The sequence below is a fragment of the Streptomyces sp. NPDC059875 genome, from assembly GCF_042731085.1.
In the GTDB taxonomy this organism is placed as follows: Bacteria; Actinomycetota; Actinomycetes; order Streptomycetales; family Streptomycetaceae; genus Streptomyces.
This window is the reverse complement of sequence record NZ_JBHWJZ010000004.1, coordinates 18,715-35,209: the sequence shown is the minus strand read 5'-3', so window position 1 is coordinate 35,209 and position 16,495 is coordinate 18,715. Positions and strand designations below refer to the sequence as shown.

At 68.6% G+C, this 16,495-nt stretch carries 16 protein-coding genes and 1 tRNA gene; 7 read left to right on the top strand and 10 right to left on the bottom strand.

The window, feature by feature from the left end; genetic code table 11:
* Window positions 1–331: 331 nt before the first annotated feature.
* From ACFV9D_RS06165 to ACFV9D_RS06140, 6 genes are all read right to left on the bottom strand, one after another.
* Window positions 332–1,408: a hypothetical protein gene (locus ACFV9D_RS06165; RefSeq protein WP_385141651.1), complete on the bottom strand. Its 1,077-nt coding sequence runs from the start codon at window positions 1,406–1,408 to the stop codon at window positions 332–334.
* Window positions 1,409–1,556: 148 nt separating this feature from the next.
* On the bottom strand, window positions 1,557–2,138 hold the full coding sequence (locus ACFV9D_RS06160; protein ID WP_385141648.1) for a DUF4365 domain-containing protein: 582 nt from the start codon (window positions 2,136–2,138) through the stop codon (window positions 1,557–1,559).
* Window positions 2,139–3,242: 1,104 nt separating this feature from the next.
* Window positions 3,243–3,587 (bottom strand): hypothetical protein, encoded by a 345-nt coding sequence (locus ACFV9D_RS06155; RefSeq protein ID WP_385141646.1) that lies wholly within the window; start codon window positions 3,585–3,587, stop codon window positions 3,243–3,245.
* Window positions 3,584–4,279 (bottom strand): GntR family transcriptional regulator, encoded by a 696-nt coding sequence (locus ACFV9D_RS06150; protein ID WP_385141644.1) that lies wholly within the window; start codon window positions 4,277–4,279, stop codon window positions 3,584–3,586. The genes ACFV9D_RS06155 and ACFV9D_RS06150 overlap by 4 nt, the downstream gene beginning before the upstream one ends.
* 8 nt (window positions 4,280–4,287) lie before the next feature.
* Window positions 4,288–4,569 (bottom strand): hypothetical protein, encoded by a 282-nt coding sequence (locus ACFV9D_RS06145; protein WP_385141641.1) that lies wholly within the window; start codon window positions 4,567–4,569, stop codon window positions 4,288–4,290.
* A gap of 376 nt (window positions 4,570–4,945) precedes the next feature.
* Window positions 4,946–5,224 (bottom strand): hypothetical protein, encoded by a 279-nt coding sequence (locus tag ACFV9D_RS06140; protein WP_385142371.1) that lies wholly within the window; start codon window positions 5,222–5,224, stop codon window positions 4,946–4,948.
* A 78-nt stretch (window positions 5,225–5,302) separates the two neighbouring features.
* On the opposite strand from ACFV9D_RS06140, the gene ACFV9D_RS06135 reads away from it, so the two are divergent.
* The 3 genes from ACFV9D_RS06135 to ACFV9D_RS06125 all read left to right on the top strand — a co-directional run bounded on the left by ACFV9D_RS06135 (window position 5,303) and on the right by ACFV9D_RS06125 (window position 7,053).
* Window positions 5,303–6,058: a GntR family transcriptional regulator gene (locus ACFV9D_RS06135; RefSeq protein WP_385141638.1), complete on the top strand. Its 756-nt coding sequence runs from the start codon at window positions 5,303–5,305 to the stop codon at window positions 6,056–6,058.
* A 42-nt stretch (window positions 6,059–6,100) separates the two neighbouring features.
* Entirely contained in the window at window positions 6,101–6,586 is a 486-nt protein-coding gene (locus ACFV9D_RS06130) for a DUF4265 domain-containing protein (protein ID WP_385141635.1), read from the top strand.
* Between the two features lie 377 nt (window positions 6,587–6,963).
* A tRNA-OTHER gene (locus tag ACFV9D_RS06125) sits at window positions 6,964–7,053 on the top strand.
* Window positions 7,054–7,136: 83 nt separating this feature from the next.
* On the opposite strand, the gene ACFV9D_RS06120 is transcribed toward ACFV9D_RS06125, so the two are convergent.
* The 3 genes from ACFV9D_RS06120 to ACFV9D_RS06110 all read right to left on the bottom strand — a co-directional run bounded on the left by ACFV9D_RS06120 (window position 7,137) and on the right by ACFV9D_RS06110 (window position 12,337).
* Window positions 7,137–7,628, bottom strand: a complete 492-nt coding sequence (locus tag ACFV9D_RS06120) for a hypothetical protein (RefSeq protein WP_385141632.1) — start codon at window positions 7,626–7,628, stop codon at window positions 7,137–7,139.
* Window positions 7,629–7,998: 370 nt separating this feature from the next.
* Entirely contained in the window at window positions 7,999–9,687 is a 1,689-nt protein-coding gene (locus tag ACFV9D_RS06115; RefSeq protein WP_385141630.1) for an MFS transporter, read from the bottom strand.
* 250 nt (window positions 9,688–9,937) lie between these two features.
* Window positions 9,938–12,337, bottom strand: a complete 2,400-nt coding sequence (locus ACFV9D_RS06110) for a serine hydrolase (protein WP_385141624.1) — start codon at window positions 12,335–12,337, stop codon at window positions 9,938–9,940.
* A 162-nt stretch (window positions 12,338–12,499) separates the two neighbouring features.
* Here ACFV9D_RS06110 and ACFV9D_RS06105 point away from each other — a divergent pair, with 162 nt between their 5' ends.
* The 3 genes from ACFV9D_RS06105 (at window position 12,500) to ACFV9D_RS06095 (ending at window position 14,689) form a co-directional block, all read left to right on the top strand.
* The gene (locus ACFV9D_RS06105) at window positions 12,500–13,204 is read left to right on the top strand and encodes a GPP34 family phosphoprotein (RefSeq protein ID WP_385141621.1); all 705 of its coding nucleotides are present in this window, start codon (window positions 12,500–12,502) and stop codon (window positions 13,202–13,204) included.
* Between the two features lie 180 nt (window positions 13,205–13,384).
* Window positions 13,385–14,245, top strand: a complete 861-nt coding sequence (locus tag ACFV9D_RS06100; protein ID WP_385141617.1) for a helix-turn-helix domain-containing protein — start codon at window positions 13,385–13,387, stop codon at window positions 14,243–14,245.
* Between the two features lie 243 nt (window positions 14,246–14,488).
* Window positions 14,489–14,689 (top strand): DUF397 domain-containing protein, encoded by a 201-nt coding sequence (locus ACFV9D_RS06095; RefSeq protein WP_385141614.1) that lies wholly within the window; start codon window positions 14,489–14,491, stop codon window positions 14,687–14,689.
* Between the two features lie 87 nt (window positions 14,690–14,776).
* Here the strand turns inward: ACFV9D_RS06095 and ACFV9D_RS06090 are convergent, their stop codons facing one another.
* The gene (locus ACFV9D_RS06090) at window positions 14,777–15,604 is read right to left on the bottom strand and encodes a hypothetical protein (RefSeq protein WP_385141612.1); all 828 of its coding nucleotides are present in this window, start codon (window positions 15,602–15,604) and stop codon (window positions 14,777–14,779) included.
* Window positions 15,605–15,686: 82 nt separating this feature from the next.
* On the opposite strand from ACFV9D_RS06090, the gene ACFV9D_RS06085 reads away from it, so the two are divergent.
* Window positions 15,687–16,469: an SDR family oxidoreductase gene (locus ACFV9D_RS06085; RefSeq protein WP_385141609.1), complete on the top strand. Its 783-nt coding sequence runs from the start codon at window positions 15,687–15,689 to the stop codon at window positions 16,467–16,469.
* Window positions 16,470–16,495 lie beyond the last annotated feature (26 nt).

Below are 16,495 nucleotides of genomic sequence, written 5' to 3'. Positions count from 1 at the left end.
TAAAAATCTAGTCTATGAAGCTCCCGTTGTCCAAGCGGTTCTTTCTCAGGGGTGTGGAGAGGGCGTTGTCCCACGGGGTCCTGGGTCGGGAGCCCGGGCCGTCTGTGGGCCGTGCGAGGGGGCTCAGGGGTGACCGGTGGCGACCAACAGTGACAGGTCCGCTACGAGGGTGATCCGGGAACCCGCAGGTCAGGGGGTCTCTCGCCTACTGGTTTCCGCCGAGGGGTGGCGGTCGGGCAAGATGGGGCATTTCTTGCAGGCCGCCGCCGCAAGGCCGGGCAACAGCGTGCCGCATGCGTGCCCGATCCCCTGGGGCCGATAGGGAGACCCCTCAGAGGCTTTCAGGGCGCACGAAGAGATCCATCTGCCCCTCGATCGCATCGCCACGCGAGGGGCGCACACCGTACTCAAGCAGTGATCCCATCGTTTGGATCACTGTCGCATTATAGAGCCAGCTCAGATTTCCTTCCTTTTCTAGCGTTCCGCTAACTTGCAGCGCTAGATCCTCTTCGTGGGCTCGAATTGCTTCGTGATAGTCATCTTCGTCTGCCAGGCGTACGCGCACTTTGCGAGGCGAACCGGGCAAGAGCGATTCGATCCCGAATACGCCAGGGCTGCCCGCCTTCTTCTTGGCGAGTAGATGAACCCTGCCGACCATGGTCGCTGACTGGGTGCTCTGATCCTCCGCCAGCCTTACTGCGGCTCTACTCAGTGGCTCAACGTCGGCACCACTGAATTCGAAGTGAGACCCGATCTGGCTGGATAGCGGGTGGCTTGAATCCCAGTCGATCGTAATGTCGGCCGCCTCGGAATGTGACGCGATGCCGAGGATAGCGTTTGTCATCTCGTAGGAGATACCACGGGTCACGCCATCTTCGAAACCGGAAAGCGATCCGCTGACTCGAAAGTGCTCCAATGCTTCCACGGTCGCTTCCACTGCTTGCGCCACTGCGCGGTTGACGGCCCTTACGGGTGCCGCGCCAACCTCGGGTAGAGCGTCTATCCCCTGACCGTCGTTGCTCGGACGCATGACGACTGCAGCATTCGGCGGCGCGTACGCCGTCACGATGTAGCTTCCCGGGGCCGTTTGCCCCATCAGGACCTGGTCTAGGTAACGGCTGGCGAATCTCCCGTTCCTATTCACGAAATGTCGACCAGGGCTGATGTACGATTTGGCGCCGGCTACGAGTGTTCGTCGAGCAGACTCGATGAGGGTTTCGCCATCACGCCAGGAAATGAAGCCGCTAGGTGCTGAAGACTCCTTTCGGAAGCGGAATTCATCCGACGAGTCCACGGCAAGTCGCGGATAGATGGCACGAGTCCAAAGCTCGCGATCCTGCGAAAGTTGGGAAAGGGCAGCATGGAGCATTTCGGAGAATTCCGGTGCAGACTTGTCCAGCGGAACCACGAGGCTGGAACTCCCTAGCGGGGAAGAAGGTCCGCCGGGTGCCATGTAGCGGCTGTAAACTCCTCTCCTTCCGCCCACTCTCTGCCATCCAGCTTCCGTCAGGAGTGTGCCCAATCGATCCGGATCGACGTGAGTGGGGATGGTGATGTCATTCATGCAGCGACTCACCCCTATCGATCTTGTCGAGGATCATGTTTAAGGCATTGGAATCAAGGAGATTCTTCGTTGGGATGCGCACCGAAGGCTTCTGCACATCCGGTGAGACTTGAACTCCTTCGAGATACGTCCAGTAGCAGCTGCGCCTAGTCCAGAGTCCGCTGTGACTCGCCTCGGTCCACTCCGCCTGCCGAGGCGACATCGTCATAACGATCAGAATCGCCTTATGGTTCTTCCTGGGCTTCGCCATGTGGTCGAAGTACTTGCGCTTCGTGAATTGGTAGCTGAAGTAGCCCTTGCCAGGGTCTGGTGTCGTCGATGTGGTGCTCTTGAGCTGTGCGAACACCATGGACTCTTCTTCGAGGGCGGTCCGCGGAGGTCGGATCAGCTGCACATCTGCACCCCAGTAGTCCTTGTTGATGGTCTCCATCGTGCAACCGGCCGTAGCGGCCACGCTGGAGACGTATCCCTCCTGGAGCTGCTCCATCATCCCCGTGAAGGTCAACGGGTCGACGGGCTCAATGTGCCGCTTCCGGGGCTGGTCCGTCCCCTCAGCCTCGATCAATGCCGCCACAGACAGTGCCCCCACTCCTCGAAGGCCAGGCTAGGTCAACTCTGCCTGCGATGAGGGAGGTTGCTCCACATCCATGCAAATCGAACTCTAGTACGGCAATGGAGATTCGGAAAGGGGCGGAGTCTGGTTGAGTCCACCACCAGCCAATGTCGCCGACCCCAGTGCAGTGAGCTTGGCAGGGTGCGTGCCAGATCCGTGCCAGATCGAGCGGTCGGCCAGGGTCACCTGAGGAGCTCGGCGGCGTGCACATGCTCGCGACCATCGTCGCAGCGTGCAGGCAGGATGAGTTGGGGTGACGCCTCAGGTGCCCCACCAGGCTTACAAGGCAGTGGTCCACTCTCAGGCCGGGCGCGCACGGGCAGCCCCCAGCCTTCGTTTGGCGAACAGCCCTCGCCATCCGCCGGATCGGGGAACGATGAGCGCCATGACGACTGATGTCGGCAGGGAAGCAGCGAAGCGCTTAGCCAGTCAGGCTCACGAGGTAGGGCGGGTGTCTGGGCAGGAGCGTTGGCGCAAGATGCTGCAGCGGGTGAGCCGCGGGCGGCTTGGGCGACGGTGTGGGTGGGAGAGCGTCCCAGAGCTAGGCACGCCATGGCAGGACACCATCTCAGGGGAGCGGGGTGGCGACTGGCGTCAGCGGGCAGCCAATCTGGACGGCGAGTTCGCGTTCAGCGTCGACTATCAGATCTGCCGAGAATGTCAGCTCGCGTGGGTCGAGCAGCCCTACACGCTGCCGGAGTATCAGCGATGTGGTCTGGCTTCCGCCGGCCTCGCCGCGTTGCGGATCGAGCACCCACGCCTGTCCTGGCACACCTTGGGCGGGCACCTTCGCGATTCCAAGGCATTCTGGGCAGCCGTCGGAGCCGACGTGGCTGGTGGGTACCGGCAGCGCGGCCTCTGTACCCACGTCACTGCTGGGTGATGTCCAACCGCTTTCCCCAACGTGCGGCCTATTCGTGGACCGGAGAGGGGCTCCGTTCCGCTCATGGGACTGTGACCTGCGGAGACTTATGGGACGCACGGGGCCTCCGGAGTCGTGTGCGCAAGCCCTGCGATGCAGAGGGGCCCGGACTGTGTCCGGGCCCCTCTGGGTGTTCGTCAGTGCTAGCCGAAGGATGCCGCCGGCAACCTTGGGCCTTCATTGCCTCTGCGGGTGCTGACCTCCGGAGCCGCGAGGCGGCGGCCGCGGCTTGTTGCTACGCGGAGCGTGTCCTTGAGGGCATCTGTCAGGTCCGCTGCCAGGAGCCGAAGTTCCTTCGGTTCGGTCTCGTCATCGCTGAGGGCTGCCAGTGCGTGCGCCACGAGCTCGGCCGCCAGGTCGAGTTGGATCGCTTCGGTGTCGTCGGCCAGGCGGGACAGGTAGCTGCTGCCATTGTCGGTGCTCAGGTAGCAGGGCTTGCCGTCGGGGCCCGCCCACGGGAGGAGGCGCAGTTCGTTGTGGGGCGTCATCCCTCGGCCCTCCTGTCTTCGTTCGTGTGGTGGGTGGTGAAGCGAGCGTCGGCGCGGTCGCCGGGGAGGACCAGGAGGGCCGCCTCGACGACGCAGCCTGTGGTGTCGGCAGATACGCGGGTGATCGCGAGGACTGCCAGCGCCGAGCTGATCCGGAGGGTTGAGGCTTCCTCCGGGGTGGGGAGGCGGGCGCTGACCTTCTCTCGGGTCTCCGCGAGCCGGGGCCCGAGTGCTGCCGGCTTGGGCCAGCGGGAGGGCGATTCGGCCGACGCCAGGTCACGAGGGACGTAGATGCGGGCCAGGCTGTGTGGGGACTCCCCCACGTGGCTGACGCAGAGGTACTCGGTCAGCAGGGCCCGCGATGGCACCTTCAGCAGGGCACTCAGCGCCCCTTGGGCCCGGAGCTGGGTGGTGTGGACCGTGACGTGGAAAGTCGGGACGATGGGTGTGAGGGCGCCTCCCTCGTACGTGAGTCTCCGGCGGAGGCGGCGGACGAAGTTGCCCTTGCCGTGGATCTTCTCGATCAGGCCCTCGGCCTGGAGGAGCGCGAGGGCGTTGCGCAGCGTCGCCGTGCTGACCTTGTAGTGCGCGGCGAGCTGGGGCTCTGAGGAAAGGCGTTCGCCGGGCTTGAGGAGGCCCGTGGTGATCTGGGTCCGGAGGTCGTCGGCGATGGCGTGGCGGAGTGACGGCACGGGTTGGATCACCACCTTCTGAGGACTCGCACGGCGACGAGTCGTGTTCGAGGGTGCATGGTCAGCAGGTCGCCCGAATCGAAGAGGAGGCGCTTGGCGCCGCGGGGAAGTTGGAAGAGGTCGGCGACTCGGCATGGTTGGCCGCCGATCTGGATGACGTCGCCGCGCTGCACGTTGGTCGAGGTGATTTCGACGGTGGAGGCCATCGCACCGCTGGGAGTCCAGGTGTTCATGAGGTCACGCCCGTCGGAGTAGTCGAGGAGGCCGGCGCGTGGCAGGAGCAGGCGCACTCCTCGTAGACCACCGGTACTCCGACCGGCGCCGTCGCTGGGGAAGAGTGCGCGCACTCGCGGTGTGTGCCGATCCGGCACGGGGTCGATCGGTAGGGGGTGGCCTTCGTTTGTGGCATCAGTGGGCCTCCGCCGGCTTGAAGCAGGTGCAGGCGAGGAGTTCCTCGACTGCCAGTACGTACGGGCGGACGAGGGCGGTCTCCTCACCGGGAAGGAAGTCCGTGCGGTCCCGGGGCTGCCTCGGCGACGGCGTCGGCCAGTCGGCGAGGGTGGGGCTGGTGGGCGTTAACGGGGCGCGGTGGCGGGCCTTTCGGGAGTACCGCTCCCTGGTGCGCGCTACGGCGCGGCGGATACGGTTGAACATGCTGATCAGCTCCTATCGCTGATGGCCAGGTCCCCGGACATCGCCCGTCGCGGGGACCGCTTTGCGTACTACGGCCCATAGGGTGCGGCCGCCCAGGCTGGTGGCGAGGAGACCGAACCGGTCTGCCTCCGCAACCACTTCCAGGACCTCCCGCCATGTCTCGGCGGGGAGGGATTCCGGTACCTCCGCTTCGATCGACGTGTATCTGGCGTGCACTTCCACGCGTGTGGTGAGCCCGACCGCGGATAACCGGGCGGCGATGGCCTCCGCGCTTACTTCTGGAGCAGGCACAGGACAGCCTCCGTCACCGGCGATCACTTTGAGTGAAGCTAGTTAACTAGGTTAGAGCTAGTGGACGAGATTTTCCATATGCCTGAGCAGCCGCCCTACCTCCGCATCGCCGACGAACTCCGGCGGCGGATCGCGGAGCACGAGTGGACACCTGGAGACCGGCTGCCCTCCCGCGCCCAGATCGGCCAGGAGTGTGGCGTGGGCGAGAACGTCGTCCGTCGGGCCCAGGAGCTGTTGATCTCCCAGGGCGTGCTGGAGGGGCGGGCCGGGTCAGGGACGTATGTGGCCGAGCCTCGGCAGCGGGTGCGGATGGTTCGGTCCGCGGCGCGTGAGCAACCCGATGGGTCCCCATTCCGCGCGGACATGAAGGCCGTGGGGCGGAACGGCGGTTGGGAGAGCCGGACCGACGCCAAGGTTCCGGCGCCGGCGGAGATCGCGGGGCGGCTCGGCATCACCGAAGGGGACCTGTGCGTCCGGACCGTGTACGAGTTCCTCGCCGACGGGCGCCCCGTGCAGTTGTCGACGAGCTGGGAGCCGTACGACCTTACCGGCGGGACTCTCGTCGTCCTTCCCGAGGGCGGGCCGCACGCCGGAGCTGGCGTTGTGAACCGCATGGCCGAGATCGGCATCACGGTGAGCCACGCAGTCGAGCAGCCGGAGCCGCGCCAGGCGACCGCCGAGGAGGCTTCACTGCTCGGCATCCAGAAGGCCGCACTCGTCACGCACATCCGGCGGACCTATTACAGCGACGAGGGCCACCCTGTGGAGACAGCGGACATCGTCGTCCCCGCCGCACTGTGCGAGATCGTCTACGAGGTCCCCATCGCTCGCTAGCCCCCGCCAGGACGCTCGCAGTGATCGTGCATGCTGGCGAACATGAATGAGCCGACCCCGGGGCACGTGAAGGTCCACTTCCGCCTTGAGATCGAGGACGACTGGCCCCCAGCCGGAGTGGAGAGCCTCTGGGCGATCGACCGCGGCGATGGAACCGTTGAACTGGCGAACACACCCTTCTTCGTACGGGGTGTCGCCATCGGCGACATCGTCGAGACGTCCACAGACGACGAGGGGGCTCGTTGGGCCGGCAGCGTGCTCCGAGCCTCAGCCAACTGCACCATTCGCTTGATCGTGCTTCGCGACGGCGGCTCAGCAGCAGCCCGACAGAGTGCGATCAACGTCTTCCACGAGCTGGGCGCGGGTGGTGAGGGCATCGAGCAATTCCGCATGGTGTCCCTCGACATTCCGCCTACCGCCGAGCTCGGCAAGATCAAGCGACTCCTCCAGCACGGAGTCGATCAAGAGTGGTGGCATATGGAGGAGGGCTGCATCACTGACGCGTGGCGCACTGCAGGGGCTGGGTAGCTTCGAGCCGTGCCGGCGCGCATGCTCCGGTGAAGCGCACGGCTGACCTTGACGCCCTCAACCCGCCCTGATCGGCTGCACCCCATGGCTACGAACCCGAGTGACTACGACCTTGCGATGCCGATAGTGGCGGCCCATATGGCGAAGATCGAGCGGGCAGTCGGCCGCACCCGTACCTCTCACGCAGGGCAGCCCTACCCTGCGGTCCGGCAAGCTCTCGTCGAAGCACTGCACGATGAAGACGCCCAACGTGTAGTACCTCAGGTCATCGACGAGCTCGCCCGGCGCATCTCTGAGGACCCGGACGGGCTCCCCTTCTGACATCCACACCTGACATCAACGACGGTGGACAGCAACATCCCCGAGCGGTCCCCGTTGGCCCCGCACTCCGCGGTGCAGAGTGACCCGAGGCAGCTTCGATCGAACTCCTAAAGCGGGTGTCGCAGGTTCGAATCCTGCCGGGGGCACAGAGTAAAGGGCCAGCTCAGGGGAACATTCCCCCGATGCTGGCCCTTCGCCGTGATCACGGCCGTGCCACCTCCTCCGGTCCCTACGCCCGCCGGCACGTCAGGCGCATCTGGCCCGCCGCGTGGTGGGCGCCCTCTTGGGTGGGGGTGCCCCAGTCCTGGCCGCGGTCGAGGAGGCGGACCGTGAAGGTGGGGGTGCGCAGGGGGTGGGGGCCCGTGGGGAGGAGGGTGCCGGGGTTCGTGCGCTGGTCGAGGGTGAAGGTCGCGTACGGGGCGCCGTTCGCCAGGAGTTGGTAGACGGAGGGGTCGCCGGCCGCGTCCTGGGGGCGGGGTGGGCTGGGGATGTGGACCGCGAGGTCGCACGTGCTGTACGCCGGGCCGACCTGCCAGGTCCACGTCGCCGAGTTGTCGTGGTCCTTGGTCGGGCTGCCCGACATCGGGAGCGCCGAGAAGCGGCCGTCGCAGCCCCCGCCCCGGTAGCCGCCCGTCCTCACCGTGTACCAGCCCTCGTCGCCGTCCTCGTACCGGCCCGACTCCGCGTAGCCGCCGCCCTCACACCCCGGGCCCGCCCACACCTCGTAGAGGGGAGGAGGGGAGGAAGGGGGGTGAGTGGGGTGAGTGGGAGGCTCTGAAGGGTCGGACGAGGGGGAGTCGGGGGGCGTCGTCGTCGGTGCCGGGGCGCCTGGGAACGCCGTCGGGCCGTTTCTCGTCGGCAGCGTCCGTACCGGCGGATCCGCCTCGGCCTCCGGCGGCCGGTCCTCCGACCCGGCCAGCGACACCACCACCGCCAGGCAGCCCACCGCCGCCACGGCCACGAGCGCCCATGCCCCGCCCCACCCGCGCCGCGGGGAGTCCGCGCAGTGCCGGCAGGACATCCCCGGCAGCGGGCCCCTGCCGACGCCGCCGCACTCTTCGCATGCCATAGCGGCACACCCTAAGGCCGACTCAGCGGAGTTCCTCCGGGCATGCAGTGCCCCGCGGGAAGAACTTGTACGGCGCCGCCAGCCGGTACACGCCCGCCTTCGGCGCCACCAGCTCCGTCCACTCGTCCCCCTCCGCGTCCACCTCCGTCTTCAGCAGGCAGCCGGACTCGTTCAGGAAGACCTTCGGCAGCTCCGTCGGCGACGCCTCGCGCGCCGCCTTCGACGCCTCCGTCTCCTCCGGCGGCTCGATCTTGCCGCCGTTCTCGTCGAGGAGGGCAAGCCAGGGCGAGTACGGGACGCGGATCAGGACCCGGCCCGGGGCGTCGACCTCGATCACGACCTCGTTCGCGCCCGCCCGCCGCACCTCGGCCGGCGGGTCGGCCAGCGGGGTCGGGTCGTCGACCTCGTACAGCCGCCAGTTCGCGTCGGACCAGACCTGCTTCAGGTACGGCAGCCCGTCCCCGACCAGCTCCGCCTCCCGCTCCGCGCCCGAGTCCGGCGCCCCGGTCGGCAGGACGACGTAGTGCACCGCCCAGCGGTCCAGCCAGTCCTGGTAGTTCGTGGCGTTCAGGGTGTCGTCGTAGAAGAGCGGGTTGCGCTCCATGTCCGCCTGCCGGTTCCAGCCCCGCGCGAGGTTGATGTACGGGGTGAGGGCGGAGGACTCGCGGTGGCTGGAGGCCGGCACGACCTCCACCCGCGCCTTCTCCGCCCCGCGCACCTGCAGCTGGTTGATCAGCGGTGCGACCTCGCGGGCCCAGGACGCGTCCGGGGCGGTACGGATGACGTCGTCGACGCTCTTGAAACCGATCCAGAAGTTCAGTCCCACGAAGGCGAGCACGAGCGCGTACCAGCGACGCGAACGCGGGGCCGCGTAGGGCAGCGCCGCGAGGAGGACGACGCCCGCGAAGAGCATCACGAGGCGCGAGACGTTCGACCCGATCTGCGAGTCGATCAGCCAGGTCAGCAGCGTGCCGGCGGAGTACACGGCCGCGCCGGTGCGGATCGTGCGCCACTCGCGCGGCACGAGCAGGAAGCACAGCACCCCGAAGAGGAACGGCAGCGCCGTCGACCCCAGCGACATCGGCTGCGTACCGGAGAAGGGGAACAGCCAGGAGGACAGCGCGACGACCAGCACCGGCGCGAGGCCGAGGGCGTACGCGCCCGGGCGCCGCTTGTTCAGGAAGAGCGCCGCCGCCGCGACCCCGAGGAAGAGCCCGGCGACCGGGCTGCACGCGGTCGCGAGACCGGCGAGCGGGGCGGCGACCGCCGCCTTCGCCCAGCGTCGGTGACGCCAGCGGTACGGCCAGCAGAACACGGCGGCGACGGCGCCGAGCGCGAACATCATGCCGAGCCCGAACGTCACCCGCCCCGACAGGGCGTTGCACAGGAACGCGAAGACGCCGGCCAGCGAGCAGGCGAGCGGATTGCGGACCGCCCGCACCCGCACCAGGATCAGCGCCGTCAGACCGGCCGAGACCGTGCCGGCGATCATCATCGTCGAACGGACGCCGAGCACCGACATCAGGTACGGCGAGATCACGCTGTACGAGACCGGGTGCATCCCGCCGTACCAGGCGAGGTTGTACGCGGAGTCCGGGTGGCGGCCCACGAACTCCGCCCACGCGTCCTGTGCCGCGAGGTCGCCGCCGCTGTTCGCGAACAGCAGGAACCAGAGGATGTGGGTGAGCGCCGCCAGGCCCGTCGCGATCATGACGGGATAGCGGCGCTTACGACGGCGGGGCCGCGGAGGCGGTGCCGTCTCCGTGGGCGGGCGAGGCGCCGGGAGGTTTATTCGCAGAGGTGACGGAGGTGAGGGCTCTCGCGTCTGCGCGCCCTCGTCTGCGCGTGTCGGCTCGGCGGTGGTCACTCGCGGCCCTCTCCCGTGCTGCCTCTCGCGCATGGTCTCGGTCTCCGGAACGCTAACAGCTGGGCACCCCGGAGGACCGGGGCGCCCAGTCGCGTCAGCCCAGACGGGTCAGCTTCTTGTCGAAGCCCGGTTCCACCAGGTCCGTCTTCAGGGCGAGCGGCGCGCTGACCTTGCCCGCGCCGGTGCCGATGGAGACCTGGCCGACGATGTCGCCCGCCTTGCCCGCGTGCGGCACGGCCTTGCCGCCGGCGCCGATCTCCAGGTCGACCTTCAGACCCGGCCAGCCGATCGCCTTGAGCTCCTTGGTGGCGATCACCGGGGTCTTCCCGCCGAGACCGTCGTCGACATGACCGACGACCTGGCCCTTGCGGACCACGGCCGCGGAGGTGACGTCCTTCTGCGCGGCCTGGATCAGCTCGAGGCTGTAGTCGATCGACAGCTGGAGCTTCTCGTGCAGCAGACCGGCGTCCTTCGCGCCCATCACCACACCCAGGATCCGGCGCTCCTTGCCGTCGACGACGGTGTTCGCGGACCAGAGCAGGTTGCCGCCGGCCGGGGTGGAGGAGCCCGTCTTGATGCCGCTGACACCCGGCTGCAGCAGGATGTTGTTGTTGTTCTCGATCCGGCCGGGGATGCCGTCGACGGTCAGGTTCGGCATGTTCACGATCTCGCGGAACACGTCGTACTGCATGACCGCCTTCGCCAGCTTCAGCTGGTCCTGCGGAGTGGAGACGGTGGTCGACTGCAGGCCCGACGGGTCGGTGTACGTCGACTCCGTCATGCCGAGGTCCTTGGCGGCGGCGTTCATCTTCTCGACGAACGCGGCCTCCGAGCCGGCGTCCCAGCGGGCGAGCAGCCGGGCGACGTTGTTCGCGGACGGGATCATGAGGAGCTGGATCAGCTCCTTCTCGGAGTACTGCTGCCCCTCCTTGACGGCCGCCGTCGACTCGTCCGCCGACGACGCCTCGTCCGCGGCCTTCTTGTCGATGGTGATCTCGGGGCCGGACTCCTTCCCCTTGATGGGGTGGTCGCGGAGGATCACGTACGCCGTCATCGTCTTCGCCACGCTCGCGAGCGGGGCCGGCTTCTGCGCCCCGTACGTCCCGAGCGAGCCGACGCCCTCGACCTCGGCGGCGCCCTGTCCCTCGGTGGGCCACGGCATCTTCAGCTCGCCGCCCTCGAAGGTGAAGGTGGGGGCGGCGGTGAGGGTGAGGACGGGGGGCGGGAGCGGCCGAACGAACTGTACGACTGCAAAGATGATCAGAAGAAGAACGACCAGCGGGGTCCAGATCCGCACCCGCCGCATGGTGGTGCGCAGCGGAGTCGGTGGCGGGGGCGGCGTGTTCGTCAGCTCGGCGAGGAGGTCGAGCGGGGGCAGCGGCGGCATGGGCTGCTGCTTGGTCCGCTCGGCCTCGGTGAGCGACGGCGGGGGTACGGGGGTGGGGGCCGCGGCCTTCGCCTCGGGCGCCTTGGCCTGGGGGGCCTTCGCCTCGGGGGCCTTCGCCTGGGGGGCCTTCGCCTCGGGGGCCTTGGCCTGGGGGGCCTTCACCTCGGGGGCCTTGGCCGCGGGAGCCTCGGCGCGGAGCGGCACGAACGTGCTCGGGCGCTCGGCGGCGGGCTTGGGGGCCGCCGGCGTCGCCGGGGGCGTCGGGAGCGTCGGGATCTTCAGCGCGGTCGTCGGCTGGTCCACGACGGGCGGCCGGACGGCCTTGAACACGGCGGTGGGCTGATCGACGGCAGGCTTGGGCGCGGGGTCGGCCTTGGGCTCGGCCTTGGGCTCGGGCTCGGGGTCGGCCTCGGGGTCGGCCTCGGGGTCGGCCTTGGGCTCGGCCTTGGGCTCGGCCTTGTCGTCCGCCTCGGGCTTGTCGTCCACCTCGGGCTCGGCCTCGGCCTGCTTGCGCGCGGCGAACCAGGATTCGTCAGCCTTCTCGGCCTCCGAGCCTGTGGCCTCGGCGTCTGCGGCCTCTGCGGCCGGCTCGTCACCATCGGCGGCGTCGTCCGCGGCCTGGCCCTCGTCCTCGTCCTCGTCCTCCGCGGAGTCGTCGTCGGCATCGGCACCGGCGGTGTCGTCCGCCTCCTCGGCCGCGTCCGCCGTCGCCGGCTCCTCGTCGCCGGAGGCGACCCACGCCGCCACCGCAGCCCGCAGACGGTCGCCCTCGGACGCCTCGTCCTCGGCCGGCGCGTCCACAACCGCGACGTCCCCCGCCACGACATCCTCCGACCCGGCGTCATCCGACCCGGCGTCCTCAGCCGGTGCGTCGTCCTCGGGCGTGCGCGGGGCGAGGGTCTTGAAGACGGCCGTCGGCTGGTCCACCTGGACCGGCGAAGCCGTCGTGGCTCCCGCCGTGCCGGGCGTCGGCGAGGGCGCGGCTTCACGGAGCACGGAAAGCCGCGGATCCCGGCCGCCACCACCCGCAGGCGTCTCCTTCGAAGACTCCTGCTGCTCCGCCTTGTCGGGGGACTCGCCCGCCACCGTGCCTCCTCCATGCGTCATGCGTACGTCCGAACCGTGTACCAGTGTCCTGTGTGAACCCCTTGGCCCCCGTGCTAGACGAGAACGACATACCTACTGGTTCCCGTCCGAACCACCCAGGCGCTCTCGACAGATGAATGTGAGAGGGGTCACCCTGTGACTCATCCACGCGGGGAGGCATGGATGGGCAGGAGCCGCAGAACAATTCCGGAGGAGCTTCTGCTGCTCGCTCTGGACCCGGCCACGGGTACCACAGCGCAGCCGCAGTCGCTCGACCTCGGCCTGGCCGGAGCACAGCTAGTGGAGCTGGCTCTGGCAGGACGGATAGCCCCTGACGGGGATCGTATCGCCGTGGTGATGCCACGGCCGACCGGAGATCCGACTCTGGACTCCGCACTGGAGCTGCTGCGCCGTCGCGGCAGCCCGGTTCGGGCGGTCCACTGGATTGGCGGGCCCCGACTGGGGCTGCGTCAGATCTACCTCGCTCATCTGGAGCGCTGCGGCATGGTGCATGCCGTGGAGGGCCAGATGTGCGGAGTGCTGCCGACGACTCGCTACCAGGCGACGGACACGGCGATCAGCCGGGACATCAGGGCCCGGCTGGACAGTGCGATCCGCACCGGCGTACCGCCGGACCCGCGGACCGCGGCGCTCGCCGCGCTGGCCCACGCGGTCGGTCTCGGCAAGCACCTGTACCCGGGGAACGAAGGACGGTCGTCGCGGTCCCGGCTGCGCGACCTGATCCGGCACGACCCCATGGGCGGACTCGTGGCGCACGCCGTGATGGACGTCCAGAACGGTGTGGCCGCTCAGCCGCGCCGCAGTGCCGCGGGCGGCGTCCCGCAGCAGCCGCGCCGCGGCAGCATGGCGCGCGCCGCCGTGCACTGAGCACCGCAGAACCCGCAGGACCCGATTCGGGAGCCGCACGGACGACGTGTGCGGGGTGGCCGTCACGGCCACCCCGCACACGTTGTCGTCATTTCCCAGCGCACACCACACCTTTGGTGGCAGTCTGCCAAGCAGTAGATACTCACAGCTACGCAGCCGACAGCCGGAGGTGCAGTTTCCGTGGCGTCCAACGTCAACCCCACCGTCAGGCGACGCCGATTGGGCCAGGAGTTGCGCCGGCTCCGGGAGCAGAAGAACATGACGGCCGAGCAGGTGGCCGAGCGTCTTCTGGTGTCGCAGTCCAAGATCAGCCGTCTCGAGAACGGCCGTCGTTCGATCAGTCAGCGCGATGTCCGCGACCTCTGCGGGGTGTACGAGGTCGAGGACGAGCGGGTCGTCGAGTCGCTGATGCAGATGGCCAAGGACTCGCGCCAGCAGGGCTGGTGGCACGCCTTCGGCGACATCCCGTACAGCGTCTACATCGGCCTGGAGACGGACGCGGAGAGCCTGCGGGTGTACGAGCCGCAGATCATCCCCGGCCTGCTGCAGACCCACGGCTACGCGGAGGCCGTGATCAGCGGCGCGCTGCCGGAGTCGACCCCGACCGACATCGACAAACGGGTCACCGTCCGCACCCGGCGCCAGGACCGGATCAAGGACGAGGAGCGGCCGCTGCGGCTGTGGGCGGTCATCGACGAGGGCGCGCTGCGCCGGGTGGTCGGCAACAAGCAGCTGATGATCCAGCAGTTGGAGCATCTCGTCGAGCAGTCGCACCTGCCGCACGTCACGGTTCAGGTGCTGCCGTTCGAGATGGGTGCGCATCCGGGCATCAGCGGGCATTACGCGATCCTGGAATTCCCGGACACGTCCGACTCGAGCGTGGTCTACATCGAGGGTGTGACGAGCGACCTCTATCTGGAGAAGGCCCAGGACGTCGCCAAGTACAGCGTGATGTACGAGCACCTGCGGGCGCAGGCCCTGAATGTGGAGCAGACCCGGGAGTTCATCTCGGACATTGCGAAGTCCTACGCCGCCGGGTGAGAGCGGATTGGCGGCGGCCCTTCCGAATTCTCCGATTCGGGTGTGAAAGCAGCCATTCGGCCGGGGCCGCCGAGGAAGAGGTCGGTACGGTACACCCCGGACTCGCCCCAACGGAAGCTCACTTGGAATATGCCATCCGGTCGGGTGAACGCCAGCCCCACGCGGCGGGACCGGCGAGTAGCGTCGATCACGCCAGCATGAAGGTTGGCGCGACACACTACTGGCAGAACCGGAGTGAAGAACATGGCGATTTTCCAGGGCGCTACGGACACGTGGACGAAGTCCTCGTATTCCGGCGGTAACGGGGCCTGCGTCGAAGTCAAGTCCCCTGTCGTGGCCGCGATTGCGGTCCGTGACTCCAAGGCCCCCGAGGGTCCGTCCATCGCTTTCGGCTCGGCGTCGTGGAACGCCTTCGTCGGTGAAGTGAGCAACGGGGCGCTCTGAGCCCGCGTGTGCAGAGCACCACAGAACGTACGGAAAGAGCCCTCTCGACCGGTCCGCCGTCCTGGCCGAGGGGGCTCGGCTTTTTCCTCAGCGGAGTTCGTCCACATATCGGTCCGTGCCCGGCACCGTCGGAATGAACGGTGCGACCAGTTCGACCCGCCCCCACTCCCCGCCGACCGAGGCCAGGTCCGCGAAGTGCTCCGCCCAGCAGGCGCGCGGGTCGCGCTCCAGGAACCAGAGCAGCGTCAGCCGGGTGTCGACCCCCTCGACCTGCTTCACGTACGTCATCCGGTCCCCGGGCAGCGGCGTCGGACGGAAGACCGTGACCATCGCCGCCGGAGAGCCCGCCAGGCGCCTGGGCAGTTCGCTCGCGCGCAGCCGTTCGAGCAGCTCGGCCCGCTGCTCCGGCCCCTCCGCGTCGATCACCTGGAGGACCAGCCCCTGGTAGGGGTGGTCGAGGGCGTGGAAGTCCCGCGGGCCGGCCGCCCCGTCGCGGTACACGGTCGCCTCGTGGTCCTGGAAGGCCGTGAACACGTGCGTACGGTCGCGGTAGACGCGGGCGTCGCGGTTGAGCCGCTTGTTGATGGCGACGGTCCACTTCATGTGCTCGTCGTAGCGGCCGTCGGTGACCCAGTACGTGGAGAGGTAGCAGCCGACCGTCAGAGGCTGGGCGACGGCGGACTTCTCCGGGGTGCGCAGTTCCTGGAGTTCGCGGGTGGCGACCCAGCGACGGCCCGCGTACATCCAGGGCATCGCCATCGCGCCCGCGTAGTAGTGGTCGTCCTCGTACCAGCGGTTGTAGGCGTATTCGTGGCCCGGGTGCGGTTCGACCATCGTGATCAGCGCGTGGCCGGGGTGCACTCCGTACGGCCCGACCGACGCCAGCTCCGCGTACGTCTCGCCCTCGTCGCTCATGCCCGTACCCCTTCCCTTGTCCTCCGGAGGCTCCTACTCTGACGGGTCGTCAGATCGATCGCCAGAGTCGGGAGGCACCCGGATGCTGCTCCAGGGAAAGACCGTGGTCGTGTCGGGTGTCGGGGCCGGGCTCGGCCACCGGATCGCCGAGACGGTGGTGCGGGACGGGGGCAACGCGATCCTCGGTGCGCGCACCGAGGCCAACCTCGCCAAGTCGGCGACCGAGATCGACCCCGAAGGCCGGCACACCGCCCACCGACCCACCGACATCACCGACGAGGCGCAGTGCGAGGCCCTCGCCGCGCTCGCGCTCGAGCGGTTCGGCGCGATCGACGCGGTGGTCCATGTCGCCGCCTGGGACAGCTACTTCGGCGGGATCGAGGACGCGGACTTCGAGACCTGGCAGGGCGTCCTGGACGTCAACCTGCTCGGCACGCTGCGGATGACCCGGGCCTGCCTGCCTGCGCTCAAGGAGCGGGGAGGCTCGGTGGTCCTGATCGGTACGCAGTCGGCCGTGGCCGCGCCCTCGCAGGTGCGGCAGGCGGCGTACGCGGCCTCGAAGGGGGCGCTGACCTCGGCGATGTACTCGATGGCGCGGGAGCTGGGGCCGCACCGGATCCGGGTCAACACCGTGCTGCCGGGCTGGATGTGGGGCCCGCCGGTCCAGGCGTACGTGACGTTCACGGCGCACACGGAGGGGGTGGCGAAGGACGAGGTGCTCGCGCGGCTCACGGAGCGGATGGCGCTGCCCGAGCTGGCCACGGACGGGGACGTGGCGGAGGCGGCGGCCTTCCTCGCCTCGGACCGGGCGCGGGCGATCACCGGGCAGTCGCTGCTCGTCAACGCGGGCGAGCTCATGCGGTAGCGCCCCCCGGACCGGGACCGGGACCG

Excerpts from the sequence above, each read along its gene's own strand:
- ACFV9D_RS06155 (WP_385141646.1), bottom strand. The coding sequence starts at position 3,587 with ATGACGCCCCACAACGAACTGCGCCTCCTCCCGTGGGCGGGCCCCGAC.
- ACFV9D_RS06135 (WP_385141638.1), top strand. The coding sequence starts at position 5,303 with ATGCCTGAGCAGCCGCCCTACCTCCGCATCGCCGACGAACTCCGGCGG.
- ACFV9D_RS06130 (WP_385141635.1), top strand. The coding sequence starts at position 6,101 with ATGAATGAGCCGACCCCGGGGCACGTGAAGGTCCACTTCCGCCTTGAG.
- ACFV9D_RS06115 (WP_385141630.1), bottom strand. The coding sequence starts at position 9,687 with ATGATCGCGACGGGCCTGGCGGCGCTCACCCACATCCTCTGGTTCCTG.
- ACFV9D_RS06110 (WP_385141624.1), bottom strand. The coding sequence starts at position 12,337 with ATGACGCATGGAGGAGGCACGGTGGCGGGCGAGTCCCCCGACAAGGCG.
- ACFV9D_RS06105 (WP_385141621.1), top strand. The coding sequence starts at position 12,500 with ATGGGCAGGAGCCGCAGAACAATTCCGGAGGAGCTTCTGCTGCTCGCT.
- ACFV9D_RS06095 (WP_385141614.1), top strand. The coding sequence starts at position 14,489 with ATGGCGATTTTCCAGGGCGCTACGGACACGTGGACGAAGTCCTCGTAT.
- ACFV9D_RS06090 (WP_385141612.1), bottom strand. The coding sequence starts at position 15,604 with ATGAGCGACGAGGGCGAGACGTACGCGGAGCTGGCGTCGGTCGGGCCG.
- ACFV9D_RS06085 (WP_385141609.1), top strand. The coding sequence starts at position 15,687 with ATGCTGCTCCAGGGAAAGACCGTGGTCGTGTCGGGTGTCGGGGCCGGG.